Annotated in this window: 22 protein-coding genes; 10 read left to right on the forward strand and 12 right to left on the reverse strand. The window is 70.8% G+C overall.

Annotated elements, in window-relative coordinates:
* Positions 1–5 precede the first annotated feature (5 nt).
* The 5 genes from C4V41_RS04040 to C4V41_RS04060 are packed head-to-tail and all read right to left on the reverse strand — an operon-like array spanning position 6 to position 5,716.
* A complete protein-coding gene (locus C4V41_RS04040) occupies positions 6–773 on the reverse strand; it encodes an RraA family protein (RefSeq protein WP_103954323.1) in 768 nt (255 codons plus the stop codon).
* 35 nt (positions 774–808) lie between these two features.
* A complete protein-coding gene (locus C4V41_RS04045) occupies positions 809–2,713 on the reverse strand; it encodes a hypothetical protein (RefSeq protein ID WP_103954734.1) in 1,905 nt (634 codons plus the stop codon).
* A 2-nt stretch (positions 2,714–2,715) separates the two neighbouring features.
* Complete coding sequence (locus C4V41_RS04050) at positions 2,716–3,522, reverse strand: carbohydrate ABC transporter permease (RefSeq protein WP_200823728.1); 807 nt, start codon at positions 3,520–3,522, stop codon at positions 2,716–2,718.
* Positions 3,519–4,448: a carbohydrate ABC transporter permease gene (locus tag C4V41_RS04055; protein ID WP_200823729.1), complete on the reverse strand. Its 930-nt coding sequence runs from the start codon at positions 4,446–4,448 to the stop codon at positions 3,519–3,521. The genes C4V41_RS04050 and C4V41_RS04055 overlap by 4 nt, the downstream gene beginning before the upstream one ends.
* On the reverse strand, positions 4,445–5,716 hold the full coding sequence (locus C4V41_RS04060) for an ABC transporter substrate-binding protein (protein ID WP_103954324.1): 1,272 nt from the start codon (positions 5,714–5,716) through the stop codon (positions 4,445–4,447). Before C4V41_RS04060 ends, C4V41_RS04055 begins: the two co-directional genes overlap by 4 nt.
* A 161-nt stretch (positions 5,717–5,877) precedes the next feature.
* Between C4V41_RS04060 and C4V41_RS04065 the strand changes: the two genes are divergently transcribed.
* Positions 5,878–6,993 carry an FCD domain-containing protein gene (locus tag C4V41_RS04065; RefSeq protein WP_103954325.1) on the forward strand — a complete coding sequence of 372 codons (1,116 nt, stop codon included), beginning with the start codon at positions 5,878–5,880 and terminating at the stop codon, positions 6,991–6,993.
* On the opposite strand, the gene C4V41_RS04070 is transcribed toward C4V41_RS04065, so the two are convergent.
* Positions 6,969–9,386 (reverse strand): glycoside hydrolase family 95 protein, encoded by a 2,418-nt coding sequence (locus tag C4V41_RS04070; RefSeq protein WP_200823730.1) that lies wholly within the window; start codon positions 9,384–9,386, stop codon positions 6,969–6,971. The two genes, C4V41_RS04065 and C4V41_RS04070, sit on opposite strands and share 25 nt — an antisense overlap.
* A 235-nt stretch (positions 9,387–9,621) precedes the next feature.
* Between C4V41_RS04070 and C4V41_RS04075 the strand changes: the two genes are divergently transcribed.
* Positions 9,622–10,503 (forward strand): aldo/keto reductase, encoded by an 882-nt coding sequence (locus tag C4V41_RS04075; protein WP_103954326.1) that lies wholly within the window; start codon positions 9,622–9,624, stop codon positions 10,501–10,503.
* A gap of 3 nt (positions 10,504–10,506) precedes the next feature.
* Positions 10,507–11,340: an amidohydrolase family protein gene (locus tag C4V41_RS04080; RefSeq protein ID WP_103954327.1), complete on the forward strand. Its 834-nt coding sequence runs from the start codon at positions 10,507–10,509 to the stop codon at positions 11,338–11,340.
* A 4-nt stretch (positions 11,341–11,344) separates the two neighbouring features.
* Here C4V41_RS04080 and C4V41_RS04085 read toward each other — a convergent pair whose 3' ends face one another.
* Genes C4V41_RS04085 through C4V41_RS04110 form a run of 6 tightly spaced genes read right to left on the reverse strand, consistent with a single transcriptional unit; the run spans position 11,345 to position 16,806 of the window.
* Complete coding sequence (locus C4V41_RS04085; RefSeq protein ID WP_103954328.1) at positions 11,345–12,391, reverse strand: aldose 1-epimerase family protein; 1,047 nt, start codon at positions 12,389–12,391, stop codon at positions 11,345–11,347.
* Entirely contained in the window at positions 12,388–13,089 is a 702-nt protein-coding gene (locus C4V41_RS04090) for an SDR family NAD(P)-dependent oxidoreductase (protein ID WP_103954329.1), read from the reverse strand. Before C4V41_RS04090 ends, C4V41_RS04085 begins: the two co-directional genes overlap by 4 nt.
* Positions 13,086–14,120, reverse strand: coding sequence for a type 2 periplasmic-binding domain-containing protein (locus C4V41_RS04095; RefSeq protein ID WP_103954330.1), 1,035 nt, complete (start codon positions 14,118–14,120; stop codon positions 13,086–13,088). The genes C4V41_RS04090 and C4V41_RS04095 overlap by 4 nt, the downstream gene beginning before the upstream one ends.
* A complete protein-coding gene (locus tag C4V41_RS04100; protein WP_103954331.1) occupies positions 14,108–15,298 on the reverse strand; it encodes a CaiB/BaiF CoA transferase family protein in 1,191 nt (396 codons plus the stop codon). Before C4V41_RS04100 ends, C4V41_RS04095 begins: the two co-directional genes overlap by 13 nt.
* 1 nt (position 15,299) lies before the next feature.
* Positions 15,300–16,064: an enoyl-CoA hydratase/isomerase family protein gene (locus tag C4V41_RS04105; RefSeq protein ID WP_235029892.1), complete on the reverse strand. Its 765-nt coding sequence runs from the start codon at positions 16,062–16,064 to the stop codon at positions 15,300–15,302.
* 31 nt (positions 16,065–16,095) lie between these two features.
* Positions 16,096–16,806, reverse strand: coding sequence for a FadR/GntR family transcriptional regulator (locus C4V41_RS04110; RefSeq protein ID WP_160150159.1), 711 nt, complete (start codon positions 16,804–16,806; stop codon positions 16,096–16,098).
* 113 nt (positions 16,807–16,919) lie between these two features.
* Here C4V41_RS04110 and C4V41_RS04115 point away from each other — a divergent pair, with 113 nt between their 5' ends.
* The 7 genes from C4V41_RS04115 to C4V41_RS04145 all read left to right on the forward strand — a co-directional run bounded on the left by C4V41_RS04115 (position 16,920) and on the right by C4V41_RS04145 (position 25,990).
* Positions 16,920–17,555: an aspartate/glutamate racemase family protein gene (locus C4V41_RS04115; RefSeq protein ID WP_103954738.1), complete on the forward strand. Its 636-nt coding sequence runs from the start codon at positions 16,920–16,922 to the stop codon at positions 17,553–17,555.
* The gene (locus tag C4V41_RS04120) at positions 17,552–18,844 is read left to right on the forward strand and encodes a RuBisCO large subunit C-terminal-like domain-containing protein (RefSeq protein WP_103954334.1); all 1,293 of its coding nucleotides are present in this window, start codon (positions 17,552–17,554) and stop codon (positions 18,842–18,844) included. The genes C4V41_RS04115 and C4V41_RS04120 overlap by 4 nt, the downstream gene beginning before the upstream one ends.
* A complete protein-coding gene (locus C4V41_RS04125) occupies positions 18,841–20,037 on the forward strand; it encodes a four-carbon acid sugar kinase family protein (protein ID WP_160150160.1) in 1,197 nt (398 codons plus the stop codon). The genes C4V41_RS04120 and C4V41_RS04125 overlap by 4 nt, the downstream gene beginning before the upstream one ends.
* A gap of 359 nt (positions 20,038–20,396) precedes the next feature.
* A complete protein-coding gene (locus C4V41_RS04130) occupies positions 20,397–21,374 on the forward strand; it encodes an ABC transporter permease (protein WP_103954336.1) in 978 nt (325 codons plus the stop codon).
* Position 21,375: 1 nt separating this feature from the next.
* Positions 21,376–22,218: an ABC transporter permease gene (locus C4V41_RS04135; protein WP_103954337.1), complete on the forward strand. Its 843-nt coding sequence runs from the start codon at positions 21,376–21,378 to the stop codon at positions 22,216–22,218.
* Positions 22,215–24,284, forward strand: a complete 2,070-nt coding sequence (locus C4V41_RS04140) for an ABC transporter ATP-binding protein (protein WP_103954338.1) — start codon at positions 22,215–22,217, stop codon at positions 24,282–24,284. The genes C4V41_RS04135 and C4V41_RS04140 overlap by 4 nt, the downstream gene beginning before the upstream one ends.
* Positions 24,281–25,990, forward strand: coding sequence for an ABC transporter family substrate-binding protein (locus C4V41_RS04145; protein ID WP_103954339.1), 1,710 nt, complete (start codon positions 24,281–24,283; stop codon positions 25,988–25,990). The genes C4V41_RS04140 and C4V41_RS04145 overlap by 4 nt, the downstream gene beginning before the upstream one ends.
* Positions 25,991–26,018 lie beyond the last annotated feature (28 nt).

Here is a 26,018-nt window from a genome sequence, read left to right on the forward strand (position 1 = left end):
GAGAATCACTGGCTCTCCTTAACTTCCCGCCACCGCTCGTACTCGGCGCGGGTCTCGGGGGTGAGTGGGTAGTAGTCGGAAAGTGCGCCGCCCTCCTCGATGCGGGCGCGGCTGTAGCGCTCCCACCGCTCGTGGTCGGCGGCGGCGTCGAGCACCGATTCGGCCCGGCGGCGCGGCACCACCACGGCGCCGTCGTCGTCGGCCACGCACAGGTCGCCGGGCAGCGCGAGCGCGCCGCCGACGGCCACGGGCACGTCGTACGCCCACGGGAACAGCTCCGCCTGCGAGGCGTAGTGCGGGGTGGCGCCCGTGCACCAGATCGGCACGCCCACGCCGCTCACCCGGGGCAGGTCCCTGATCCGGCCGTCCACCACGATCGCGGCGCCGCCCTTGCGCTTGAAGTAGCGGACCAGCATGTCGCCGAAACACCCCGTGTACGCGCTGCCGTACGCCTGCACGACCAGCACGTCACCCGGCTCGATCTCCTCCAGCACGTGCCACAGCGCGGTGTGCCGCTCGACGTACTCCTGGCCGAGCCCGGAGGCGATGTCCTCGCGCTGCGGCATGAACTGCAGCGTGCGGACCCGGCCGGCGATCTTCAGGCCCGGCGCGATGGGACGCGGTCCCTCGATGAAGGTCCTGCGGATGCCCTGCGCGTGCAGTTTGGCGCAGGCGGTGGCCGAGCTGATCCGGGACAGCCCCTCCACGAGGACGGGATCGGGCTTGGCGGGCAGCTCCCCGCGAACAGGCAGATCCCAGATGGCGTCGTCCATGTAACTCCTCGATAGGTATGTCTTAAGAAGCGAGCTCAGTAGTGCTGGTGCGACGGCGTGCGGACACGCGCGGTCGTGTGCAGGTCGAGCCGGATGCGGCGGCCGGGCGGCAGCTCCACGAGCAGGCGCGGCCCGTCCACCGTCACCTCCTGCTCGGTCTCGGTGATCGCGGGCGAGGTGTAGGCGCGCGGGTCGCCGGGATAGCCGTCCTCGCCGCGGGTGACGGTCGCGCGGTCGATGCGGTGCTCACCGAAGGCGCCCGCCTGCACCACGACCCTGCGGGTACGGCTCAGGCTCAGGTTGACCAGTTGCACGCCGGTCCCGTCGGGGCGGACCGAGTCGACCAGGGCGGCCACGTCCGGCGGCAGCCCGGGGCGGTGCCGGTCGGCGTCGAAGTAGGCGAGGCGGGCGGGCAACAGGCCGCCGTTGTAGAGCACCTGCGGCGTGCCGGTGGCCAGTTGCAGCAGCGCCTCGGTGAGCACTGGGTTGAGCCGCTGCCAGTGGTGCACGTGGATGGTGGACAGGTCCGCCTCGTCGGCGTCGACCAGCGCCATGCGGCGCTGCACCTGGCCGAGCGCGGTGGTGAGCATCCGCTCGGGGAAGCCGGGGTTGGCGCCACGCAGGAACTCCAGCCAGGGCGCCTCGTGCCCGGCCTCCTCCTTGTTGCGGAACGGCCGGACGGCCGACCAGTCGTAGCCGGAGGCGGCGCGGATCCGGTCGAGCCGGTCGGCGTCCTTGCTCCCGAGCGTCATGTGCCAGAGCCAGACCGGCAGGCCGAGCTGCGGCGGCTGGAAGTCGAACCAGCCGTTGTCGTCGTGCCGGTTGGGGACGAGCATGGTGGGCTTGCCGGCCTCGTCGCCCAGCTCCGCCAGCCAGCGGTCGCTGATGCTCATCTCGGTCTCGGTGACGCCGGCCTGGATGGCGCGCTCGTACACGGTCTCCAGCGGGTCGCGGCCGATCGCGAGCGAGGCGTCGTCGCCGGTTAGCAGGTGGGCGTTGACGGCGGCGATCACGGCGGCCGCGCCGACGCTGTAGAGGCCGTGCGGCCACTGCCAGCCGTAGTTGCCGCCGTACCAGCGGCCGTCGTGCAGCTCGCCGACCACGCCCGACGGGCCCACGTTGTCGGGAATGATCCCGTCGTTGGCCTCGGCCCTGCGCTGCCAGGCGCCGATGTAGCGCAGCGCCCAGTCGCGGTAGCGGTCGTCGCCGTCGTACAGCCAGGCGTTGACGGCCAGGCTGGTCGCGGCCAGGTTGACGGCCACGTCGCCGCGGCCGATGCGCTCGCTCATCGCCGCGCCCATGCGGGCGGCGTTGCACGGGTCGGCCAGGTCGTCCCACGCCGCGATGCCCGGCAGGTCGCGCAGCGGCAGGCCGAACGGCCGCATGCTGGTCAGGTCGGTGTGGTAGGAGGCCCACTCCCACTGCAGGCCGTAGCGGGGGCCGCCGGCGCCGTTGTGCGGGGCGCGGATGATGTCGCGCTCGGCGTCGTAGTTGGCCGAGCCGGGCAGGTAGAGGTCGGCGAAGCGGCGGGCCCGCTCGCGGAAGCGTTCGTCGCGCGGGTCGGCGGCGCAGATGCCGTAGAACAGCAGCATCGACTCGCCCTGGTGGAACCAGTCGTAGCCGCGCTCGTACTCGTCCACCAGGTAGCCCAGCTCGGTGAGCTGCGTGGTCACGCCCTCCCAGTGGTGCTTGGAGGCGTCCAGCAGGTCGTCGGCGCCGCCGAGCTGGTAGAGGGCGGGCCAGTTGAAGAACGCCTCGTAGAAGTCGTCGGCGCCGTCCCTGTCGGCGGCCGGGCCGTGGTAGATGAGCCGTCCGTCGGGTCCGCAGTAGCGGCCGGCGAAGGCCCGCCAGGCCTCGTCGAGGGCGTCGAACAGCCTGCGTTCGAGCACCGCCCACGCCGGTGGCACGCCGAGCGGCACCGTAGCTTGGATCTCCCGCATGTTCACCCTTTCGTAGCTCCTGCCGTCAGGCCGCTGATGATGTGCCGTTGCATGAAGACGAAGAAGACCAGCAGCGGGGCGATGGCCAGCAGCAGCGTCGGGAAGACCACCGTGTAGTCGGTGGAGTACTGGCTGACCGCCGCGTAGACGCCGGTGGTGACGGTGTAGAGGCCGCTGCCGGGACCCAGGATGATCTGCGGGTTCACGAAGTCGTTCCACACCGAGAAGGTGTTGAGGATGACCATCGTGGCGACCGCGGGCCGCATCAGCGGGAAGACGATCTGCCAGAACGTACGCAGCCGGCCCGCCCCGTCCACGGCCGCCGCCTGGTCGAGCACGGCCGGGATGGTGGCGATGTAGCCCGCGTACAGGAAGATCGAGAACGGTAGCGTGAGCGTGGTCTCGAAGAGCACGAAACCGCGGATGGTGCCCATCAGGCCGAGGGTCTTGAGGACGTACACGACCGGGATGACCAGCACCTGGCCCGGGATGAACGTCCCGGCCAGGAAGAACAGCATGAGTACGCGGAACCTGCGCTTCGTGCCGCGCGCGATCACGTACGCGGCCGGGGCCGCCAGGCCCACGGACAGCACGTTGACCGCCACCACGAACAGCAGCGTGATCGCGTAGCCCAGGAACACGTTGAACTGCGGGTTGGTCAGCGCCCTGCCGAGCGGTTCGAGGGTCAGGCCGCCGAGCCCGAACGGGTTGGCCAGGATGTCCTGCTGGCCCTTGAACGCGTTGACGGTCAGCACGTACAGGGGGATGAGCATGAAGGCGACGGTCGCCCAGAGGAAGGTCCTTCTCACTGGTGCACCGCCAGTTCGCCGCGCCTGCGCAGCTTGACCACCACGAACGCCAGCGCCGCCGTGACCAGCATGAGGATCACCGACTGCGCCGAGCCGAAGCCCAGGCGGGCGTCGTGGAAGGAGTTCCACAGGATGAGGTAGGCGACGGTCTGCGTCTGACCGGCAGGCCCGCCCGCCGTCAGCGACACCACCAGGTCGTACGTCTTCAGCAGCGTCACCAGCGACAGCACGATGTTGACCGTCACGGACGGGCCCAGCGCGGGCAGCGTCACGTTCCTGAACACCTGCCGGCGCGTCGCCCCGTCGATCCGCGCCGCCTCGATCAGCGAGTGCGGCACCGCCTGCAGCCCGGCCAGGTAGAGCACCACGTTGACGCCGAACCCGGCCCACACCAGCACCGCGATCATGGTGACCGTGGCCCAGGTGGGGTCGGACAGGAACGGGATGACCTGCCCGCCCCACGTCGTGACGAGGTTGTTGACCGCGCCGGTGGTGCCCAGGATGGCCGACCAGAGGAAGCCGACCACCAGGGCGCTGAGCACGTGCGGGTAGAACAGCACGATCCGGAAGAACGTGTTCGCCCGGGAGGCGCCGTTGACCAGGAGGGCGAAGCCGAGGCCGAGCAGGTTCAGCCCGGCGGTGCCGGCCGTCGCGATCAGCAGCGTGACCAGGGCGGCGCGCTGCAGCTCCGGGTCGCTCAGCAGGCGGGCGTAGTTGGCGGCGCCGACGAACGCCGGGTCGGCGCTGAAGCCGTCCCAGTCGGTCAGGCTCAGGTAGAGGGCCAGGCCGACCGGGACGATCAGCATCACGACGTAGAGGATCGTGGCGGGCGCCACCATGATCGCGCCGGCCAGCCCGTCGTAGCTCCGCTTGCGCGGGGCCGGCGGCCGAGCCGTGACGGCGGGTGCTTCCCGGGTGAGTGTCATGCGCGTCCGGCCAGCCAGCGGTCCACGCCCTCGGCGACTTCCTTGGGGGACTTGCCCACATAGAGGCCCTGGACCTCGGTGTTCCAGGCGGCGTTGAAGCCCTTGGGCAGGGTGGCGTCGCCGTAGCCCTCGCCCTGCGGGACCCCGGAGGGCGCCTTGTCGAGGATCTCCTGGACCTGCTTCTCCAGCGGGGTGAACTCGCGCTCGACGCCGGTGCGGAAGTTGCCGTCCTGGGCGAGCTGGCTCTTGACCGCCGCCGGGTCGGTGACCAGCCATTGCACGAGCTTGAGCGCCGCGTCCTTCTGCGGGGTGGACTTGAGGATCATGTACGGCGCCGCCAGCGTCGCCCCCTGCGGACCCGGGTATGTCTGCCCCTTGTCCACCGGAGCCGGGAAGACGCCCACCTCGAAGTCCTTCTTGGCCTTGGCCTCGGAGGCGGTGAACCAGCTCCCCATGACGTACATGGCCGACTTGCCGGTCAGGAACGCGGTCTCGGCGTCGGCGTACTTCATGCCGAGGGCGTTCTTGTCGACGTACCCCTTGTCGATCCAGGTGCGGTAGCGCTCCAGATACGGCAGCAGCGACTCGCCCGCCTTGGTCTTGCCCGCCTTGACGTCCTGCTGCCAGGCGGGGTGCGTCTGGGCGCGGCTGGGGTTGGACAGTTGCAGGAGCTGCAGGCCGGTCAGGAAGTCGCCGCCGGTCTGCAGCGGCAGGTAGCCGGCCTCCTTGAGCTTGCCCATGGCCGCGTCGAGCTCGTCGAACGTGGTCGGCGACTCCTTGATGCCGGCCTTGTCGAACGCGGCCTTGTTGTAGAAGACCAGCGACTGGGCCTGCACGCCGACGCCGACCGAGTACGTCCTGCCGCCCAGCTTGGCCTGCTCGGCCAGCGGCGTGTCCTTGGTCCAGGGCTGGTCGGTCAGGTCGAGCATCTGCTTGGCCAGCGTCTCGTCCGCCATCAGCGTCTCGACGACGTCGGGGGCGTTGCCGGCGGCGAGCTGCTGCGGCAGCGTGTCGGCCACGCCCTTGCCGGTCGGCGCCTCGATCTTGACGTCGATGCCCGGGTTGGCCTGTTCGAACGGCTTGACCAGGCCGTCCCAGTACGCCTGGGTGAGGTTCGGGCTGATGTTGACCAGCATCCTGACGGAGACCTGGCCGCCCTCGCTCTGCTGTGCCTGGGAGTCGCCGGCGAAGCCGCCCCCGCCACAGCCGGTGAGCAGGACGAGACAGCCGACGGCTGACAGGGCGAGGGATGGACGGGGGGAACGCATCGCACCTCCAAGGGGGCGAGATCTGCGACGCCTTTTAATGGGTCGATACTCGATTAGCGATTATTTAATACGTTGGTCATATAGGCCCGTCAAGGGGAAACAGGCCGCTACAAATATGTGTCCAGCGGGTAGCTGAGTCATAAATACGTTAAGGTGGGCGCGTGGCTGGACAGGATGACGACAAGCGGCTGGTATTGGGAGCGGAGGAACGGTCCGCACTGACGGCATGGGCCGGCGAGGAGCCGGGAGGAGGGCTCGCGCTGCGCAGCCGCATCGTCCTGGCCTGCGCCGACGGGCTGCCGCGCAAGGAGATCGCGACGCGGCTGGCGGTCAGCCCGGCGACGGTGGCGAAGTGGCGCGCCCGCTTCGTGGAGCGCGGCCTGGACGGCCTGTCCGACGCGCCACGGCCCGGCCGCCCGCGCAGCGCGGAGCGGCAGGAGGCCGAGCGGGTGATCGCGGCCGCGGCCGGCGGGACGGCCGTGCCCTCGACGCGGACGATGGCCGAGCAGCTCGGGCTGTCACAGTCCACGGTGGCGCGCATCTGGCAGGAGCAGCAGGTCGCGCCGCCCACGGCCCGGCTGCTGCCCAGGGAGCTGCTGTCGGACCGCGTCTACGCGCTGCTGCGCGGCTGGATCGTGTCGGGGGAGCTGCGGGCGGGGCATCGGCTGGTGGAGGCGGAGATCGCCAGGCGGGTCGGCACCAGCCAGGCCCCGGCCAGGGAGGCGATCAAGCGGTTGGCGCACGAGGGGCTGGTCATCTCCTATCCCAACCGGGGCAGCTACGTCGCGGAGATCTCGGACGAGCAGGCCCGGGAGGTGCGCGACATCAGGGTGTTGCTGGAGGAGTATGCCGCACGCGGCGCCGCCACCCGCATCCAGCCCGACACGTTGCGGCAGCTCTCGGCCGACGTCATGGCCATGCGCCAGGCGGCCCGCGACGGCGACATAGGGGCCTTCCGCGACGCGGACCTGACCTTCCACCGGCGGGTCTGCGCGGCCTGCGGCAACTCCTTCCTGCTGCGGTTGTGGCGGACGATCGAGTCGAACCTGTGGAGCCTGCACGTGGTGGGCAACCCGCTCTACAGTGGCGACTGGTCGGCCATGGCCGGCCACCATGACGACCTGGTGGCTGCCCTGGCCTCGGGCGACCCGGACGAGGCGGCCCGCCTGTTCGCCGCCCACGCCCGGGGTGAGGCGTCCCGCACGCGCCCTCGTGCCCGGGCGCTCGCGGAGCCGGGCACGGGGGCGCATGGTCAGGCCGAGGGCGTTATGTCGTAGGTCGCGCCCCGGCGGGTGTCGAAGACGACGACGCCCGGCTCGGGGCGCTCCACCTTGACCTCACGACCGTGCTGCCTGACCGTGACCGGGGCCGCGGTGCGCAGGGTGAGCTTCCGGCCCAGGTCCGAGCGGATCCGGCTCCCGCCCAGGGCGCCGCCGGCCCACTCCAGGTCCACCTCGAACCCGCCGCGCGCCCGCAGCCCCTTGAACGACCCCGCCGGCCAGGCGGTGGGCAGCGCGGGCAGCAGGTGCACCTGGTCGCCGTGGCTCTGCAGCAGCATCTCCGTGATCCCGGAGGTGCCGCCGAAGTTGCCGTCGATCTGGAACGGCGGGTGCAGGTCGAACATGTTGGGCGCGGTCCGCGCGGGAACCAGCAGGTTCCCCAGCCGCTTGTACGCCTCCTTCGCGTCGAGCAGCCGCGCCCAGAAGTTGATCTTCCAGGCCAGCGACCACCCGGCCCCCGCCTCCCCGCGCAGCTCCAGCGTCCGCCGCGCGGCCTGGGCCAGCTCGGGGGACAGGCGTGGATCGATCTGGTGGCCGGGGAACAGCCCCCACAGGTGCGAGATGTGCCGGCTGCGGGAGAGCGCCGCGTCGCCCCGGTAGTCCTCCTGCCACTCCTGGATCTGCCCGAGATGCCCGACCTGGTTGGGCACGAACCGGGTGGCGGCCTCCGTCACCTTCGCCCGCATGCCCTCCTCGACCCCGAGGATCTCCGACGCCTCCGCGAAGGCCCCGAACAGGTCCCGCAGGATCTGCATGTCCATGGTCGGGCCCGCGCAGATGCTGACGTTCTCGCCGCCGTCCTCGTGGTGGCCGACCTCGGGGGAGTGCGACGGGTTGGTCACCAGGTAGCCGGTCCTGGGGTCGGTCTGCAGCGTGTCGAGGAAGAACTCCACCGAGCCCTTGATCAGCGGGAAGTGCTCGCGCAGCCGCCGCTCGTCGCCGGTGTAGAGGTAGTGCTCCCACAACGTCAGGCACAGCCACGCGCCGCCGGTGGGCCAGACGCCGTAGAAGGCGAAGTCGACGGGGGCCGTGCCGCGCCAGCCGTCGGTGTTGTGGTGCGCCACCCAGCCGGCGGCGCCGTACTGGGCCTTCGCGGTCCGCGCGCCGGTCTCCGCCAGGTCCTTGATCAGGTCGAACAGCGGGTCCATGCACTCGGCCAGGTTGCCTGGACCGGCCGGCCAGTAGTTCATCTCGCAGTTGATGTTGATGGTGTACTTCGACTCCCACGCGGGCGTCAGCGAGTCGTTCCAGACGCCCTGCAGGTTCGCGGCATGGCCGGGCGCGCGGGAGCAGGAGATCAGCAGGTAGCGGCCGTACTGGAAGTAGAGGGCGGCGAGCTGCGGGTCGGTGTCGAGCTGCTTGCGGGCGATGCGCTCGTCGGTCGGCAGCGCGATCGCGTCCGACGTGCCGAGGTCGATCTCCACCCGGTCGAACAGCCGCCGGTAGTCGCCGAGGTGCCTGCGGCGCAGGAGCTCGTACGGCTGCCCGCTCGCCCGCTTCAGGTGCTTCCCGGCCACCTCCGCCGGGTCGCCGCCGACGTCCTTGAAGCTGCGGTAGCTGGAGCCCATGGAGATCAGCACCGTGACCTCGTCGGCGCCCGCCACGGACAGCGTGCCGCCGTCGGTGGTGACCGTGCCGCCCTTCGCCTTCGCCCTGGCCAGGGCGCGGAAGCGGACCTCGCCCTTCAGGCCCTGGGTGTCGCCGCTGACCCCGTCGAGCGCGATCGTGCCGTCGCCGGCGGACGACGTGGTGGTGGCGACCTGCGGGCTGGTGAAGGCCGCCTGGAACGTCACCGAGCCGGGCTTGTCGGCCGTGTGCCGGACGACGATGACCTGGTCGGGGTTGCTGGCGAACACCTCGCGCGTGTGGCGTACGCCGTCGCGCACGAACGTCACGGTGGTGACGGCCCTGGTCAGGTCCAGCTCGCGGCGATATTCGGTGAACTCGGCCGAGCCCGGGTAGGTCAGCGTGAGGTCGCCGAGCACCTGGTACGGCGCCTGCTCGCTGGGCTTGCCGAGGAACTTCTGGTCGGCCAGGTTCTGGGCCGCCTGCCACTTGTCCTCCCAGACCCACTGCCGGATCTGCGGAAGGGCGGCCAGCGCCTCCGGATTGTCGTAGTCGTGCGGCCCGCCGGCCCAGATGCTGTCCTCGTTGAGCTGCAGGCGCTCGGTGGCCACGCCGCCGAACACCATCGCGCCCAGCCGCCCGCAGCCCACGGGCAGCGCCTCCAGCCAGACCCCGGCCGGGCGGGTGTACCAGAGGGTCAGCGGGTTGCCCCGCGTGCCCGCCTGGGCCGGGCCGCCGGTCGCGCCGCTCACCAGCAGGGATCCGGCCGCGGCACCTAACCCGGTCGTGATCACGCCGCGCCGTGTGTAGCCGTCAATGGTCACCGTTGCTCCTGTTCCAGAACACAAGGGAAGTCCACGAAAAACGATGGGAAGATCGCGCCACGCGCCCGGCGCGGGGGAAGGTGTCGGCGGAAACTCTCGCCGTACAGACGTAGGATGTATGTCTACGCGACGAGGTCGATATCTGTCCAGACCCTTGGTCATCTGGTCCATGACATGGGAGGTCTGCTAGGTTGCGTGCTGCAAACGATCTCCAAGCGGAGAGGGGACCCGAGACGTGAGGCTCGGTCGCAGCGGCGTCACCGTTTCCAGGGTCGGCCTCGGCACCGCGCCCCTGGCCGGGCTCTACACCCCCGTCGGCGAGGAGCAGGCCGCGGCCACGCTCGAAGCCGCCTGGGACGCGGGCGTCCGCTACTTCGACACCGCCCCCCGTTATGGCGAGGGGCTGGCCGAGCGCAGGCTGGGACGGTTCCTGGCCGGCGTGGACCGGGCCGCGGTGACGGTGTCCAGCAAGGTCGGCGCGCTGCTCGATCCGGTCAGGCGCGACTACACCGTGGAGGGCGTGTACGCCTCCCTGGTCGGCAGTTTGGAACGTACCGGGCTGGACGCGTTCGACCTCCTGCTCATCCACGACCCGGACGACCACTGGGAACAGGCGGTGCGGTACGCGTACCCCGCGCTGGAGCGGCTGCGCGCGCAGGGCGGGGTGCGGGCGATCGGCGTGGGCATGAACCAGGCCGCGATGCCGGCCAGGTTCGTGCGGGAGACCGACGTGGACTGCGTGATGGTGGCCGGGCGCTACAGCCTGCTCGACCGCACGGCCGGCGACGAACTGCTGCCGCTGTGCGCGGAGCGCGGGGTCGGCGTGCTGGTCGCGGGGGTGTTCAACGGCGGGATCCTGGCCGACCCCACACCCGGCGCGCACTACGACTACCGGCCGGCGAGTGAGCCGGTGCTGAAGCGGGCCCGTGCGATGGCCGAGCTGTGCGAGGCTCACGGGGTCCCGCTCGCCGCGGCCGCCCTGCGGTTCCCGCTGCGCCATCCGGCCGTGACCGGCGTCGTCGTCGGCGCCCGTAGCCCCGAGGAGGTGGCCGAGGACATGACCCTGGCCGCCACCACCATCCCCGACGCCCTCTGGGCGGAGTTGGAGGCCGAGTAACCCATGAGCCGCATCGACGCCCACCACCACGTCTGGGACGTGTCCGCCCGGCCGCACACCTGGCTGGACGGGGAGAAGCTGGCGCCCGTGCGCCGCACGTTCACCCTCGACGACCTCGCCGGGCCCGCCGCCGCGGCCGGGGTGAGCAGGACCGTGCTGGTGCAGGTGCTGCCCGACCAGGCCGAGACCGAGGAGTTCCTGGCTCTGGCCGCCGGGTCCGAGCTGGTCGCCGGCGTCGTCGGCTGGGTCGACCTGACCGCCCCCGACGTCGGCGACCGGCTCGCCGCGCTGCCCGCCGGGCTCGTGGGCGTGCGCCACGGCGTGCAGTCCGAGCCCGACCCGAACTGGCTCAACCGGCCCGGCGTGCGCCGCGGGCTGGCCGCAGTGGCCGCCGCCGGGCTGGCCTACGACCTGCTCACGCTGCCGCACCAGCTGCCCGCCGCCATCGACACGGTGGCCGCGCTGCCCGGGCTGACGTTCGTGCTCGACCACCTGTCCAAGCCGCCGATCGCCGCGGGCGAGCTGGAGCCGTGGCGGTCGCGGATCGCCGAGCTGGCCGCCCACCCCAACGTCTACTGCAAGCTGTCCGGCATGGTCACCGAGGCCGACTGGGCGGCCTGGCGGGTGGCCGACCTGCGGCCGTACGCGGAGGTGGTGCTGGAGGCGTTCGGGCCCGGGCGGGTGATGTTCGGCTCCGACTGGCCGGTCTGCTTGCTCGCGGCCGAGTACGAGCAGGTCGCCGGGGCGGCGGACGAGCTGACCGCCGGGCTGTCGGAGGGCGAGCGGGCCGAGGTCTTCGCCGGTACGGCGCGGCGCGCGTACCGGCTCGACCTCTGAGCCCTCAGGCGGCCCCGACACGGAAGGTCGTGTGGTACGAGCGTGACTCCTGCGGTCCCAGCCAGATCATGCTGCCGTCCTGCCGGGAGGCCGCGTCACCGGAAACGTGGTGCGTGGACGGCTCCAGGCCGACCGCGTAGTTGCCCGAGCGCAGGTTCATCCACTCGAAGAAGTACGGGAACTCATCGGCCCGCCACTCCACGCTCACCCGCATCCCGAGCCGGTCGTTGACCACCGCCACCCGGTGCAGCCCGTCGCCGCCGGGGATGAGCGCGTGCTCGTACACCTGCTCCACGAACCCCGGCACCGGGCCGGGGAAGGTGATGTGGTCGGCCTTCTGCTCGGCCACGCTGTCGCTCTGCCAGAGCGTCTCGCGGATGCCGGCCTCCAGCCGGGCGCCCTCGTCGAGCAGCGGCCAGCCCAGGTTGATGTGGTACAGGTACATGTGCGGCGACGCCTCGAACCCGGCGTTCGTCACCGTGTCGATCAGCCGGATCTCGTCGCCGCCCAGGTCGGCCTCGATGCGGCGGACCAGCCGCAGGTTCTCGGCGAACACCGCCGCCTGCCGCACCTCGCCCTCCGCCCACAGCACGCAGCGCTCGCCGTCCCACCGCTCGCCGTAGCCGGTCAGGCGGGCCGGCAGGTTGCCGGCGCGGCCGTGCAGACCGTGCCGTACGGACTCGCGGGGCGGGTAGCGGTAGGTGCCGGCGGGGACCTCGCCGCCGAACAGCGTGTGGTCCAGGCCCGCCGTGACGATGAGCCCCGAGAACGAGCGCAGCCAGGACAGCCCGTCCTCGTCGTTGTTCTCGTGCAGGCCCGGGTGGCGGAAACCGGTGGGGGAGCGCCAGCCGAACGAGCGCCCGGCGTGCTCGGCGTGCCCGATGTCCATGCACCGATCCACCAGCACGTCGAAGGCCAGCCCCGAACCGGTGCGGAACTCCAGCGTCCTGATCCCGCGCTCGGCACCGTCGCCGAGCGTCACCAGCCGCACCCCGCCGGCCGCGCTCAGGTCGCCCGTCAGCTCGGCCAGCCGCCTGCGGTTCGGCGTCATGCCATCACCCACCCTCCGTTGACTTCGATGGTCTGGCCCGTGACGAACGAGGCGTCCGGGCCGGTCAGGAACGACACCACGGCGGCCAGCTCCTCGGGCGTGCCACGCCGCTGGAGCGCCTGCCGCTCCAGGACATGCCGGTTGTACGCCTCCAGGTCCTCGTGGATCTCCTCGGCCGCCGTCGGGAACGCCCCCGGCGACACGCAGTTGACCCGGATCTCCTTCGGGCCCAGCTCGCGGGCCAGCGCCCTGGTGAGCGAGGTGGCCGCGCCCTTCGTGGCCACGTAGGCGGCCAGGTCGGACCAGCCGCCGTGCATGGTGATCGAGGCGATGTTGACGATCGCGCCGCCGCCGTCGCCCATCTGCCGGGCGGCGTGCTGCGCGCACAGCCAGTAGGCGCGCTGGTTGACCGCGTGCACGTCGTCGTACTCGGCCAGCGGCACCTCCAGGAAGGGCCGGGCCGGGTAGATCGCGGCGTTGTTGACGAGGATGCCGACCGGGCCGAGCCGGTCGGCCGTCTCGCCGAACGCGGCCTCGATGGCGGCCGGGTCGCGCAGGTCGGCCTTCAGGTTGAGCGCGCCCTCGAGCCCCGCGGTGCCGACGTCGAGTGCGGCCACCTGGTGGCCGTCGGCGGCCAGGCGGCGCACGATCGCGCGGCCGAGCGCTCCGGCGGCGCCGGTGACGAGCGCCGTGCTCATGCGTTCCTCCATTCCTCGCGCAGGTCGCCGAGCAGGGCGGGAGCCGGGGTGCGGGCGAGCAGCCCGGCTCGGATCAGCGCCGACGAGCGCTCCTGCAGGGCGATGTAACCGGGGAAGCGCGGCCTGATCCAGGCGGCCTCCATAGTGGCGGCGGTGTCGCGGTAGAAGCCCTCGCGCTGCCAGGCGGCGGCCGACGCGGGCTGGCCGCCGGTGGCCGGGAACAGCCCGGTCTGGACCGGCTCGGAGGTCAGCCGCAGCAGGTGCGCGCGGACCGCGTCGCGGATGGTGCCGATGCGCCGCCGTGAGACCACGAGCCCGGTGCCGCCGAGCACGCTTCCCGGCGCCTTGCCCGGCCAGGCGGGCGCGTCCGAGAAGGCCAGGTCGTAGCTGGCGTAGCCGTACAGGAGCGGGCAGCAGTCCACGGCGCCCGCCGTCATCGCGTCCAGCACGCCGATCGGGTTGAGCAGTGACGACTCCGGGTCCGACAGCGCGAGCAGCTCCGCCATCAGCTCCAGCGCCCGCTCGCCGGCCGCCTCGTCGAGGAAGTCGCCCGAGCACAGCGCGCAGAACATCAGGAACGCGTGCGGCCCGCCCAGGCACAGCGCCATCCGCGTGCTCTTCGCCAGGTCGATCACCTCTGGCCAGGTCGCGGGCACCGTCACCCCGGGCCGGGCGGCGGCCACCTGGGTGGCGGCGTCGAGCGGCAGTGCCCACTGCCGGCCGTCGAGGTGGTAGCTCTCGCGGGAGCGGCCCGCGAACCGCAGCCCGGCCAGCTCCTCCGGCGCGAACAGCTCCTCCATCGGCACCAGCGCGTCCGTGGCCGCGCCCAGCCCCGGATGGTCGATCACCATCACGTCATAGGTCGCGGCCAGCTTCGCGATCGGCTCCGACTCGAAGCCCTCCAGCGGCTGGCGGTCCCATACGATCGGCTCGGGGACCTGTCCGTACGGGTGGTCGCCGGCCTGGTCGAGCCGGGTCAGCTCGTCCAGCGGAGCATACCCGCGCGGGTGGTCCCAGGTCAGTCCTCGCATGCCAGCACGCCCTCCGCCACCAGCTCGGCCGTGCGCTCCGCGGGGTAGCCGAGCTCTTCGAGCAGCTCCCTCGTGTGCTCGCCGACCAGCGGGGCGCCCCTGCGCACCCCGGGCGGGGTGGCGCTGAAGCCGTACGGGAAGCCGGGCGTGGTGACCGTGCCCTCGGTGCGGTGGTCGTAGGTGACGAACGAGCCGTTGTGCTTGACCTGCGGGTCGTTGACCAGGTCGGCGTAGCCGTACACCGGGCCCGCCCACAGGTCGAGACGGGCGAGGATCTCCAGCCACTCGGCCGTCGTGCGCTCCGGCAGGCGGCCGGCCACGAGCGCGGTGATCTCGTCGCGCCGGGTGTGGCCGTCGGCGTCACCGTCCATCGCGGCCAGCTCGGGCAGGTCGAGCGCGACGGCCAGGCCGTCCAGCCGGGGCATGCCGAGCGCGATGTAGCCGTCCTTGGTGGCGAACACGCCGTACGGGGCGCGGATGTAGGTGTGGCCGTGCGGCTCGCTGCCGCGCCGCTGCGGCACCTTGCCGACCGTGTAGATCGACAGCTCCTGCATCTGCACGGCGACCGCCGCGTCCAGCATGTTGACGCTCACCCGCTGGCCCTCGCCGGTGCGCTCGCGGTGTAACAGCGCGGCCAGCGCGCCCTCGAACGCGCTGTAGGCGGTGATGGCGTCGATCGCGTACGAGCCGGCGGGCACGGGCGGGTCGCCGTCGCGGCCGGTGCTCAGCATGGCGCCGCTCATGGCCTGCAGCAGCAGGTCCTGGCCGGGCCTGGAGATGTACGGGCCGCTCTCGCCGTAGCCGGACATGGAGACGTACACGATGGCCGCGTTGAGCCCGCTGATCGTGTCGTAGTCCATGCCGAGCCGCTCGGCCACGCCGGGCCGGTAGTTCTGCAGGAACACGTCCGCCGACGCGGCCAGCTTGTGCACGATCTCGCGGCCCTCGCCGGACTTGAGGTTGACCGCGAGGCTGCGCTTGTTGCGGTTGAGCGACAGGAACGAGGCGTTGACCTGGTTGCCGACGGCGCCGCCCGCCGGGGCGTGCCGCTGCCACTCGCCGGTCACCGGCTCCACCTTGACCACGTCCGCGCCCAGGTCGCCCAGCCGCATGGCGGCCAGCGGGCCCGCCATCGCGATGGACAGGTCGACCACGCGGTATCCGTCGAGCACGCCCATGTCAGCGCCCCTCGAAGACGGGCTCGCGGCGGGCGGCGAAGGCGGCCCTGCCCTCGGCCGCGTCGTCGGTGGCGAAGCAGACGGTCTGCAGGTCGCGTTCGTACTGGATGGCCTGGTCGAGCGGCATCGAGTAGGCGGCCTTGAGGTTGGCCTTGGCGGTCTGCGCGGCGATCGGCGGCCGCTTGGCGATCGTCTCGGCCAGCGTCCTGGCCGCCTTCAGCAACTCGGCCCGCGGGTGCACGTCGGTGACGAGCCCCCAATCCCTGGCGCGGGCGGCGTCGATCGGGTCGCCGGTGAGCAGCATGGTGGCCGCGTTGCCAGGGCCGACGGAGTGGGCCAGCAGCGCCGACTGGCCGCTGCCGCCGATCCAGCCCAGTTTGATCTCCGGCGCGGCGAACGTGGCCGTCTCGGCGGCCAGCCGGATGTCGCAGGCCATGGCCAGCTCCAGGCCGCCGCCGTAAGCGTAGCCGTTGACGGCCGCGATGATCGGCTTGCGCAGGGCCCGGACGGCGTCGCCGTAGTCGCCGCGGTTGCGGAACTCCCACGGGGTGGCGTACTCGTCGAGCTCGCGGATGTCGCTGCCGACGCAGAAGGAGCGCTCGCCCGCGCCCGTGAGCACGGCCACCCGGATGGTGGGGTCGGCCTCCACCCGGCTCAGGCAGGCGCGCAGGGCGGCGGCCATGTCGGGGGTGATGGCGTTGAGCTTGGCGGGTCTGTTGAGGGTGACGACGGCCACCGGGCCGTCGACGTCGAGGAGGACGTCCAAGTGAGAGCTCATTTCCAGCGTTTCGACGGGTCTAGCAGCAGAGACGTACGTGCTGCTCGGCGTCGGCGCGAGCCACCTCGACCACCTCGCGCATGGCCTCCTCGGCCTTGCGGTGGTGGCGGCGCCTGATCGCCAGGGCCACGCGTTCGTGGCCGGGCAGCGTTTCCTTGTTGTGCGCCACCGAGCGGGTGTGCACCTGGCGCACGGACCGCAGGGCGATGCTGATCATGTCGTAGATGTAGAGCAGCAGGTCGTTGTCCGCCGCGGCGAACACCGCCTTGTGGAAGGCCAGGTCGGCCTCGATGAAGGGCTCGGGGTCGTCGGCTGTGGCGTAGAGCGTGGCCAGGGCCTGGTCGATGCGCTCCACCGCGCTCGCGTCGGCCCGCTCGGCCGCCACCCGGGCCGCCCCGGGCTCCAGCGCGACCCGCAGGTCGGCCAGCACCCGGATGTCGCCGGGCCGCGGCTCGGGCTCGAACCGCCAGCTCAGCACGTCGGCGTCGAGCAGGTTCCAGGACTCGCGCGGGCGCACGATCGTGCCCGCGCTCCGCCTGGTCTCCAGCAGGCCCTTGCCGGCCAGGACCTTCACGCCCTCCCGTACGGCGGAGCGGCCCACGCCGAGCTCGCCGACCAGCTCCTCCTCGATGGGGATGGACGTGCCGGGAGCGAGGGAGCCGCCGACGATGCGGGCGCCGAGGGCGTGCACGACCTGGGCGTGCCGCTCCCTCTGAGGGTCAGTTGCCACGGCTCGCACGCTAGCGGGCGCGGCCCGCTTTTCCTAGCCCTTCATCAGATGAAGTGAGATTTTCATCTGATGAAGCCTTAACATCCGGCACACCCGGCAGTACCTTGTGGACCATGAGACTCGGACTGGTCCACACGTCGGCGACGCTGGTGGAGGTGTTCGCCAAGCTGTGCGCCGAGCACCTGCCGGGAGTCGGCACGTTCAACATCGTCGACGACAGCCTGATCAAGAACACCATCGCCGCCGGCCGGCTCACTCCCCAGACCGCGCGCCGGGTCGCCGGTCACATCGGCTCCGCCGAGGCCGCCGGCGCCGACCACATCCTGGTCACCTGCTCCTCGATCGGCGCGGCCGTGGAGGCGGCCGAGCCGCTGACCGGGGTGCCGGTGACCCGCGTGGACCGGCCGATGGCCGACCGCGCCGTCGCGCTCGGCCGCCGGATCGGCGTGCTCGCCACCCTGTCCACCACCCTCGAACCCACCGCCGACCTGGTACGCCGCCGCGCCGGCGGCAAGGACGTCGAGCTGACCGCCCGGCTGTGCGAGGGCGCGTTCGAGGCCCTGATGAGCGGCGACGCCGCCACCCACGACGCCCGCGTGGCGGCGGCCCTGACCGAGCTGGCCGGCCAGGTGGACGTGGTCGTCCTGGCCCAGGCGTCGATGGCGCGGGTGGTGGTCGACGTCCAGGTGCCCGTGCTGGCCAGTCCGCCGCTCGCCATGGAGTACCTCGCGAAGGAGTTGCATACGTGAGCGACACAGCAGCCGTCAGTTCACGCCCCCTCCTTCGTCGGGGCCGTGAACTGACCGTCGCCACGTACCGGATCGTCACCCGGCTGCCGCTGGAGCAGGCGGTGAGCGCGATCGCGGGTGAGCAGAGCACCGGCACGTTCGTCGCCGTGGCCGGTGAGACCGCCGAGCTGCGCGCCCGGCACGGCGCGGTGACGCTGGACCTGACCGAGATCCCCGTCCCGGTCGGCGAGGGACTGCCGGGAGCGCGCGGCGACGGGCCGCTGCGGGCCGGTCTGGTGCGGATCGGGTTCCCCCTCGCCAACACCGGGCCTTCGCTGACGAACCTCTTCCCCGTCGTCGCGGGCAACCTCTACGAGTTGCGCGAGCTGGCCGGGGTCAAGCTGGTGGACCTGGAGTTGCCGGCCGCGTTCGGGCAGGCGTACCTGCCGGCCGGATACGCCGTCTCCGGCACCCGGCGGCTGGTGGGGCGGCCCGAGGGCGTGCTGATCGGCACCATCGTCAAGCCCAACGTCGGGCTGCGGCCCGCCGACTACGTCTCGCTGGTGCTGGAGCTGGGGCTGGCCGGGGCCGACTTCATCAAGGACGACGAGGTGAACGCCGACTGCCCGCCCGCGCCGCTGGCGCAGCGCATCAGGGCCGTGACGGGGGCGCTCGACGAGGTGGAGCGGCGCACCGGGCGGCGGCCCATGTACGCCTTCAACATCAGCGACGAACCCGACCGGATGCTGCGCAACCACGACATGGTGGTGGCCGCCGGAGGGACCTGCGTGATGGTCAACCTGAACGTCGTGGGCTTCCCGGCGGTGGCCATGCTGCGGCGGCACGCCAGGGTGCCCATCCACGCGCACGTCACGGGCATCGGGGCGCTCGCGCGGCATCCGGGGCTGGGGGTCGGGCATGTGGCGTACCAGAAGCTGGCCCGCCTGACCGGGATCGACCACCTGCACTGCGGCGGGTTCCACAGCAAGTTCTACGTGACGGACGACGAGGTCGCGGCCACGGTACGCGCGGTCCGCGAGCCGCTGCTCGGCGGCTTCCCGTGCCTGCCCGTCCTGTCGTCGGCCCAGTGGGCCGGCACCGCGCCCGTCGCCCTGGAGCGGACCGGCACCGACGACCTGCTCGTCCTGGCGGGCGGGGGCGTCCTCGGCCACCCGGACGGGCCGGCGGCCGGGATCACCAGCATCCGGCAGGCGTGGGCGGCCGCGGCGGCCGGCACCCCGCTGACGGAGGTGGACGAGCCGGAACTGGTCAGGGCCCTGGAACACTTCGGCGGGGTGGTCGGCCCGTGACGCTCTTCGCCTTCGTGGCCGACGACTTCACGGGGGCGACCGACGCGCTGTGGCAGTTCAGGCGGTTCGGGCTGACCGGATCGCTGGTCACGGACCTTGCGCACGTGCACTCGGAGAACGACGTCATCGGCCTCGCCACCACCGCCCGGGCCTCGGCCGACCCGGTCGCGGTGGTGTTGCCGGCCCTCAGGGCGATGGCGGCCCTCCGGCCCCTGGCCGTCCAGTACAAGATCTGCTCGACCTTCGACTCCTCCCCGGAACGCGGCAGCATCGGCGCGGTCGTGGCCGCCCTGCACCGCTCGGGCCTGGCCACGGGGCCGGTGCCGGTCCTGGCCGCACAGCCGGAGTTCGGCCGTTACACGTGGTTCGGCAACCATTTCGTACGGTCGGGCGACGAGGTTCTCAGGCTGGACCGCTACCCCCCGATGCGCGACCACCCCACCACCCCCGCCACCGAGGCCGACCTGTGCCTCCGTCTCAGGGAACAGGGCGTCGGGCAGGTCGGCCGGCTACCGGCGGGCACGGACCGGCTGGAGTCCATGGACGCGGCCGTCGTGGCGGACGCGACCACCGACGACCACCTCCGGGCCCTCGGCACCCTGCTGCTCGCGGAGGCCCGAAGGCGCGGCCCGCTCTTCTGCGTCGGCTCCGGCGGCCTCAGCTACGCCCTGGCCTCCGCCTGGACCGCCCGGCCGACGACCTCACCGGAACCGGAGCAGGCGTCGCCTGAGGCGGCCGGGCCCGTGCTGGTGGTGTCGGGGAGCCGGTCGCCGATCACCGTGCGTCAGATCGACACGGCCGAGCGGGCGGGATGGCGGGTGCTGGACGCCTCCTGGGACGTGGCCGGGCGGGTGGAGGAGAGCCTGCGCGAAGGCCGTCACACCATCGTCCAGTCCACCCGGGGACCGGCCCGCGACCCGGCGGGCATCGGCGACCTGCTCGGCCGGATCGCCGCGGCCGCCGTACGGGCGGGGCTGGTGCGGCGGCTGGTGGTGGCGGGCGGCGACACCTCGGGCCAGGTCGTGGCCGCCCTCGGAGCCCGCGCCCTGGACGTGGTCGGCACCCTGGCGGTGGGCGGCCCCATATGTGTCCTGGCCTCGGACGATCCCGCGTGCGACGGCCTCGTGGTGGCGCTCAAGGGTGGCCAGGTCGGCGCGGACGACTACTTCCTGACCGCGGCTCTGCGCCCCTAGAGACAGCTCACAGTTGCCGTTCCCCGATGTTGAGGGGGATCTCTTTGTCCGGACGTAAAGTTTTGTCCGGATTCTGTGACATACGTCCTCGTATGAGGGCTGTCGTGGTCACCTTGGAGGGTCTCGTTACCCCAGGCCGGCACGGGGATCGTGGGGTATCGGACGGGTCAAGTCGATCTTTTGTGGGTGACCTGACTGTTATATCCCACGGTTTCTGACTGTTATATTTTTACATATATTCTGCGCGTTGATCGCCATCTCGGTGTCAAGAGAATTTCATGAGACGAGATGGGTTTTCGTTGCGGGGGCTGTAGCTACCAAGCCGGAGTCGAGCCCTCGGTCAGCGCGAACGGAGAGTAATGGGCAAGTACCTGCTCCGCAGGTTGGCAATAAATGTGATCTTGGTCGCCGTGGCGGCCAGTCTGGCGTACATGCTCGCGGCCAGCACCATGAACCCGCGCGCCTCGTACGAAGGTAGGCAGCCGCCCATCCCGGCGGCCACTATCGACGCCACACTTGATGCCTACAACCTGAACGACAAGACGCCCGTCCTGGAGCGCTACGCGACCTGGGCGGCGGGCGTCGTCACCGGAGACTTCGGCAAGACCTGGAACGGCGGCTCCGTCAACGACGAGATGGGCCGGCGCATCATGGTCAGCCTCCGGTTGCTCCTCATCGGCACCCTGCTCGGGTTCGTCGTGGGCGTGGCCCTGGGCGCGGTCTCGGCGGTGAAGCAGTACCGGCTCTCCGACCGGTTAATAGGTGTCAGCTCGTTCGTGATCATGGCGATCCCCGTCTTCGTCCTGGCCACCCTGCTGGCGATCTCCACGTACAACCTGAACCGCGGGCTCGGGTTCACGCTGATCGAGTACACCGGCGAGTACAACCCCCGCCTCTCGGGCTGGGACCAGCTCGTCAACCGGCTGAACCACCTGATCCTGCCGACCATCTCGCTCAGCCTCGGCTCGATCGCGTTCTACAGCCGGATCCAGCGCAACATGATGCTTGACGTGCTCGGCCAGGACTTCGTCCGCACGGCCATGGCCAAGGGCCTGCGCCGCAGGACCGCGCTGACCAAGCACGCCCTGCGCACCGCGCTGATCCCGTCGGCGACGTACTTCGCCTTCGCGTTCGGGACCATGTTCACCGGAGCGATCTTCACCGAGAAGATCTTCGCCTGGCACGGCATGGGAGCCTGGCTGATCGACTCCATCAACGCGAACGACGCCAACTCCGTCGCCGCGGTGACCTTCTTCACCGCAGTCTGTGTCCTGGCCGCCGCGTTCCTTTCGGACCTGCTGGTCGCGGCCCTCGATCCTCGGGTGCGGGTGAGCTGACATGCGTTCCAAGGTCGTCCTGCGGCGCCTGTTCGCGAACAAGCAGGCCCGTTACGGTTTCGCCGCGCTGCTCGTGCTGGTGCTGCTGGCCTACGTGGGCCCCTACTTCGGCAGCTACGAGTGGACGGACAAGGACTTCCTGTCCTTCATGTCGCCGCCCGACGCCGACCACTGGTGGGGCACCACGTCCATCGGCCAGGACATGTACGCGATCACGCTGCGCGGCATGCAGAAGTCGATCATCATCGGCCTCCTGGTCGCCTTCATCTCGACCGGCCTGGCCGCGGTGGTGGGAGCGTTCGCCGGATACTTCGGCGGCTGGGCCGACAGGGTGCTCATGTGGGGCGTGGACCTGCTGCTGGTCCTGCCCAGCTTCCTCATCATCGCGATCATCTCGCCGCGGCTGAAGTCGGACTCGTCCTGGCTCTGGTTCGTGGTGCTGCTGGCCGCGTTCTCCTGGATGATCACCTCCAGGGTCGTGCGCAGCATGACGATCTCGCTGCGCGAGCGCGAGTACGTCCTGGCCGCCGTCTACATGGGCATCCCGCGCTGGAAGATCATCTTCCGGCACATCGTGCCCAACCTGTCGTCCCTGTTGATCATCGACGCGACGCTCAACGTGTCCGCCGCGATCATCGGCGAGGCGGCGCTGTCCTTCTTCGGCTTCGGCATCCAGCCGCCGGACGTCTCTCTCGGCACGCTGATCGCGGCCGGCTCGGGCAACGCCACCGGCTATCCGTGGCTGTTCGTCTTCCCTGCCGGCCTGCTGGTCCTCCTGGTGCTCAGCGTGAACCTCATCGGCGACGGCCTGCGTGACGCACTCGACCCGGGGAGCAACTCGTGAGCATCTTGGAGGTCAGGGACCTCACCGTCACCTTCCCCGGCGGCATCGAGGCCGTGCGCGGAGTGTCGTACGAGGTCGAGCGCGGCGAAGTGCTCGGCATCGTGGGCGAGTCGGGCTCCGGCAAGTCGGTCACCTCGCTGGCCATCATGGGCCTGCTGCACCGCAACGCCGTGGTGAGCGGCTCGGCCAAGCTGCACGGCCGCGAGCTGATCGGCATGGACGAGGACGAGCTGATCAAGGTCCGCGGCAAGTCGATCAGCATGATCTTCCAGGATCCGCTGTCGGCGTTCACCCCCGTCTACACGATCGGCGACCAGATCGCCGAGGCCGTGCGCGTCCACCAGAAGATGGGCAAGGACAAGGCCGCCAAGCGCGCCGTCGAACTGCTCGACCTGGTCGGCATCCCGCACCCGGACGTGCGCGCCAAGGCGTTCCCGCACGAGTTCTCTGGCGGCATGCGGCAGCGCGCGATGATCGCCATGGCCATCGCCAACGACCCCGACCTGCTGATCTGCGACGAGCCGACGACCGCGCTGGACGTCACCATCCAGGCCCAGGTGCTGGAGGTGCTCAAGACCGCCCAGCAGGAGACCGGCGCGGGCATCGTGATGATCACCCATGACCTGGGTGTCATCGCGGGCATGGCCGACCGGGTGCTCGTCATGTACGCCGGCCGTCCGGTCGAGCAGGGGCCGGTGGACGACATCTACTACCGGCCGCGCATGCCGTACACGATGGGCCTGCTCGCCTCGGTCCCGCGAGTGGACGGCGAGGAGGGCGCGCTCGTGCCGATCGACGGCAACCCGCCGTCGCCGGCGAACCTGCCGCCGGGCTGCCCGTTCGCGCCGCGCTGCCCGATGAAGGTGGACATGTGCGACGACGAGGAGCCGCCGCTGACGCCGTTCGGCGGCGGGCGTCACGTCGCCTGTATCCGGTCGCACGAGATCGAGCACAAGAACCTGACCGGGGCCGACGTGTTCCCCGTGCCGGTCATCCCGCCGAGCGACGTGGTCCGCGTGCCGCGGACCGAGCGCGCCACGGTGCTGGAGCTGGACGACATGATCCGGCACTACCCGCTGATGAAGGGCGCGGTCTTCAAGCGCCGCGTCGGCACGGTGTACGCGGTGGACGGCATCAGCCTCGACATCGCCGAGGGCGAGACGCTGGCCCTGGTGGGCGAGTCGGGTTGCGGCAAGACCACCACCCTGCAGCAGATCATGCAGCTCGCGCCCCCGCAGGGCGGCCGGGTCGTCGTGCTCGGCAAGGACAGCGCCAAGCTGGACTCCGCGGGCCGCCGGGCGCTCCGCCGGGACCTGCAGATCGTCTTCCAGGACCCGATGGCCGCGCTCGACCCGCGGATGCCGGTCGGCGACATCATCGCCGAGCCGCTGCGCGCCCACGGCCGCAAGGACGTGCGCAAGCGGGTCGGCGAGCTGCTGGAGCTGGTCGGGCTCTCGTCCGAGCACGCCGAGCGCTATCCGGCCCAGTTCTCCGGCGGTCAGCGCCAGCGCATCGGCATCGCCCGGGCGCTCGCGCTGGAGCCGAAACTGCTCGTCCTGGACGAGCCGGTCTCGGCGCTCGACGTCTCCATCCAGGCGGGTGTGATCAACCTGCTGGAGGAGCTGAAGAACACCCTGGGGTTGTCGTATCTGTTCGTGGCCCACGACCTGGCCGTGGTCAGGCACCTGGCCGATCGGGTGGCCGTGATGTATCTCGGCAGGATCGCCGAGGTCGGCACGGTCGAGGACGTGTACGACCACCCCGCACACCCTTACACGCAGGCGCTGTTGTCGGCGATTCCACTTCCGGATCCGGAGATGGAGCGCACCCGCAAGAGGATCTTGCTCGAAGGCGACCTGCCCAGCCCGGCCGACCCCCCATCGGGTTGCCGGTTCCGTACCCGTTGCCCCAAGTTCGCCCAGCTCAGCGAGGGCGAGCGGCGGCGGTGCGTGGACGAAGAGCCTTCGGTTGCTCGGCTGGCGAAGGCCGTGGATCACGGCGCCGCCTGCCATTACGCGGAGGAGATCGAGGTCATCACGGCCTCGGACGATCAGGAGGAAAAGTGAAGGTTCGTTACCGGGCGGCCGCGGGCATGGCGGTCCTGGCCCTGGCCGTGTCGGCGTGCGGCGGAGGTGGCGGCGAAGCCAAGAAGCCGAGCGCCGAGCAGTCGCAGCAGGCTCAGCAGCAGATGTCGCAGACGCCGGCGATCAGCGTGAACCCCGTGGCCTACGACCAGGTCAAGGACGGTGGCACGCTGACCCTGGCCGTCGGGCAGTGGCCGTCGCAGTGGAACGGCAACCACGTGGACGGCAACCAGGCCGACACGGCGGACATGCTCGACGCGATCATGCCGCAGCCGGTCTCGTTCGACGAAGAGGCGAACTACTCGCCCAACCCGGACTACCTGACCGACCTCAAGAACGACATGACGTCGGGCAAGCAGGTCGTCACGTACACGATCAACGAGAAGGCTCAGTGGTCGGACGGCACGCCGATCACCTGGAAGGACTTCGAGGCCGCCTGGAAGATCAACAGCGGCGAGAACAAGAAGTTCAAGCCCGCCTCCACCGACGGCTGGGACCGCATCGAGTCGGTCGTCAAGGGTGACAGCGACAAGGTCGCGATCATCACGTTCGCCAAGCCGTACCCCGAGTGGATGGGCCTGTTCTCCCGCTCGCCGCACCTCTACCCGGCCGCGCACATGACGGACCCGGAGAAGTACGAGAAGGACTACCTCCAGAAGATCCCGGTCACCTCGGGCCCGTTCAAGGTCGAGAAGATCGACGAGGGCACCAAGACCCTCACGCTCGTCCGTGACGACAAGTGGTGGGGCAAGAAGGCCAAGCTCGACAAGATCATCTTCCGGGCCATCGAGTCGCCCGAGGCGCAGGTGAACGCCTTCGCGAACGGCGAGCTCGACGGGGTGGAGATCCCCTCGGGTGCTCCGGCCGAGCTCAAGCGCGCCAAGGAAGTCCCCAACGTGGACATCCGCAAGGCGCTGAGCCCGAACTGGCGGCACTTCACGGTCAACAACGCGAGCGAGATCCTCAAGGACAAGAACGTCCGTCACGCCGTGTCGTACGGGATCAACCGCGACGTGATCACCCAGTCGGACCTCAAGGACATGGACTGGCCGCTGCAGACGCTCGGCAACCACGTCTTCATGAACAACCACAAGGGTTACGTCGACAACTCCGGCGACCTCGGCAAGTACAACCTGGAGAAGGCCAAGCAGCTCCTCGACCAGGCCGGCTGGAAGCAGGAGGGTGAATACCGGAAGAAGGACGGCAAGGAGCTGGAGCTCCGCTTCGTCATCCCGTCGGGCACCCCGGTGTCCCAGACGGAGGGCGAGCTGACCCAGGCCATGCTCAAGGAGGCGGGGGTCAAGGTCACGATCAAGACCGTCCCGCTGGACAAGTTCTTCACCGACTACATCATCAAGGGCGACTTCGACCTGGTGCCGTTCTCGTGGATCGGCACGCCGCTGCCGATCGGCTCGCTGTCGCAGATCTACAAGACGGGCTCCGAGAGCAACTTCCCGAAGGGCAGCGACCCGGCCGTGGACGCCGCGATCGAGGCGGCCGTGAGTGAGATGGACCCGGCCAAGGCCATCGAGAAGGCCAACGCCGCCGACAAGCTCATCTGGGACATGGTGCACACGATCCCGCTGTACCAGCGCCCGGACATCCAGGCGACGAAGAAGACGCTCGCCAACTGGGGCGCTCGTGGCTACAAGTCCTACGACTACTCCATCATCGGCTTCACCGGCTGATCATCGGTAGCTGAGAAAAACCCCCGGC

It is taken from the genome of Nonomuraea solani (genome assembly GCF_900108335.1).
Lineage (GTDB): Bacteria > Actinomycetota > Actinomycetes > Streptosporangiales > Streptosporangiaceae > Nonomuraea > Nonomuraea solani.

Coding starts and splice junctions, on each gene's coding strand:
- C4V41_RS04055 (WP_200823729.1), bottom strand. CDS start 4,448: ATGACACTCACCCGGGAAGCACCCGCCGTCACGGCTCGGCCGCCGGCC.
- C4V41_RS04060 (WP_103954324.1), bottom strand. CDS start 5,716: ATGCGTTCCCCCCGTCCATCCCTCGCCCTGTCAGCCGTCGGCTGTCTC.
- C4V41_RS04090 (WP_103954329.1), bottom strand. CDS start 13,089: ATGAGCACGGCGCTCGTCACCGGCGCCGCCGGAGCGCTCGGCCGCGCG.
- C4V41_RS04040 (WP_103954323.1), bottom strand. CDS start 773: ATGGACGACGCCATCTGGGATCTGCCTGTTCGCGGGGAGCTGCCCGCC.
- C4V41_RS04085 (WP_103954328.1), bottom strand. CDS start 12,391: ATGACGCCGAACCGCAGGCGGCTGGCCGAGCTGACGGGCGACCTGAGC.
- C4V41_RS04095 (WP_103954330.1), bottom strand. CDS start 14,120: ATGCGAGGACTGACCTGGGACCACCCGCGCGGGTATGCTCCGCTGGAC.
- C4V41_RS04135 (WP_103954337.1), top strand. CDS start 21,376: ATGCGTTCCAAGGTCGTCCTGCGGCGCCTGTTCGCGAACAAGCAGGCC.
- C4V41_RS04130 (WP_103954336.1), top strand. CDS start 20,397: ATGGGCAAGTACCTGCTCCGCAGGTTGGCAATAAATGTGATCTTGGTC.
- C4V41_RS04080 (WP_103954327.1), top strand. CDS start 10,507: ATGAGCCGCATCGACGCCCACCACCACGTCTGGGACGTGTCCGCCCGG.
- C4V41_RS04045 (WP_103954734.1), bottom strand. CDS start 2,713: ATGCGGGAGATCCAAGCTACGGTGCCGCTCGGCGTGCCACCGGCGTGG.
- C4V41_RS04115 (WP_103954738.1), top strand. CDS start 16,920: ATGAGACTCGGACTGGTCCACACGTCGGCGACGCTGGTGGAGGTGTTC.
- C4V41_RS04100 (WP_103954331.1), bottom strand. CDS start 15,298: ATGGGCGTGCTCGACGGATACCGCGTGGTCGACCTGTCCATCGCGATG.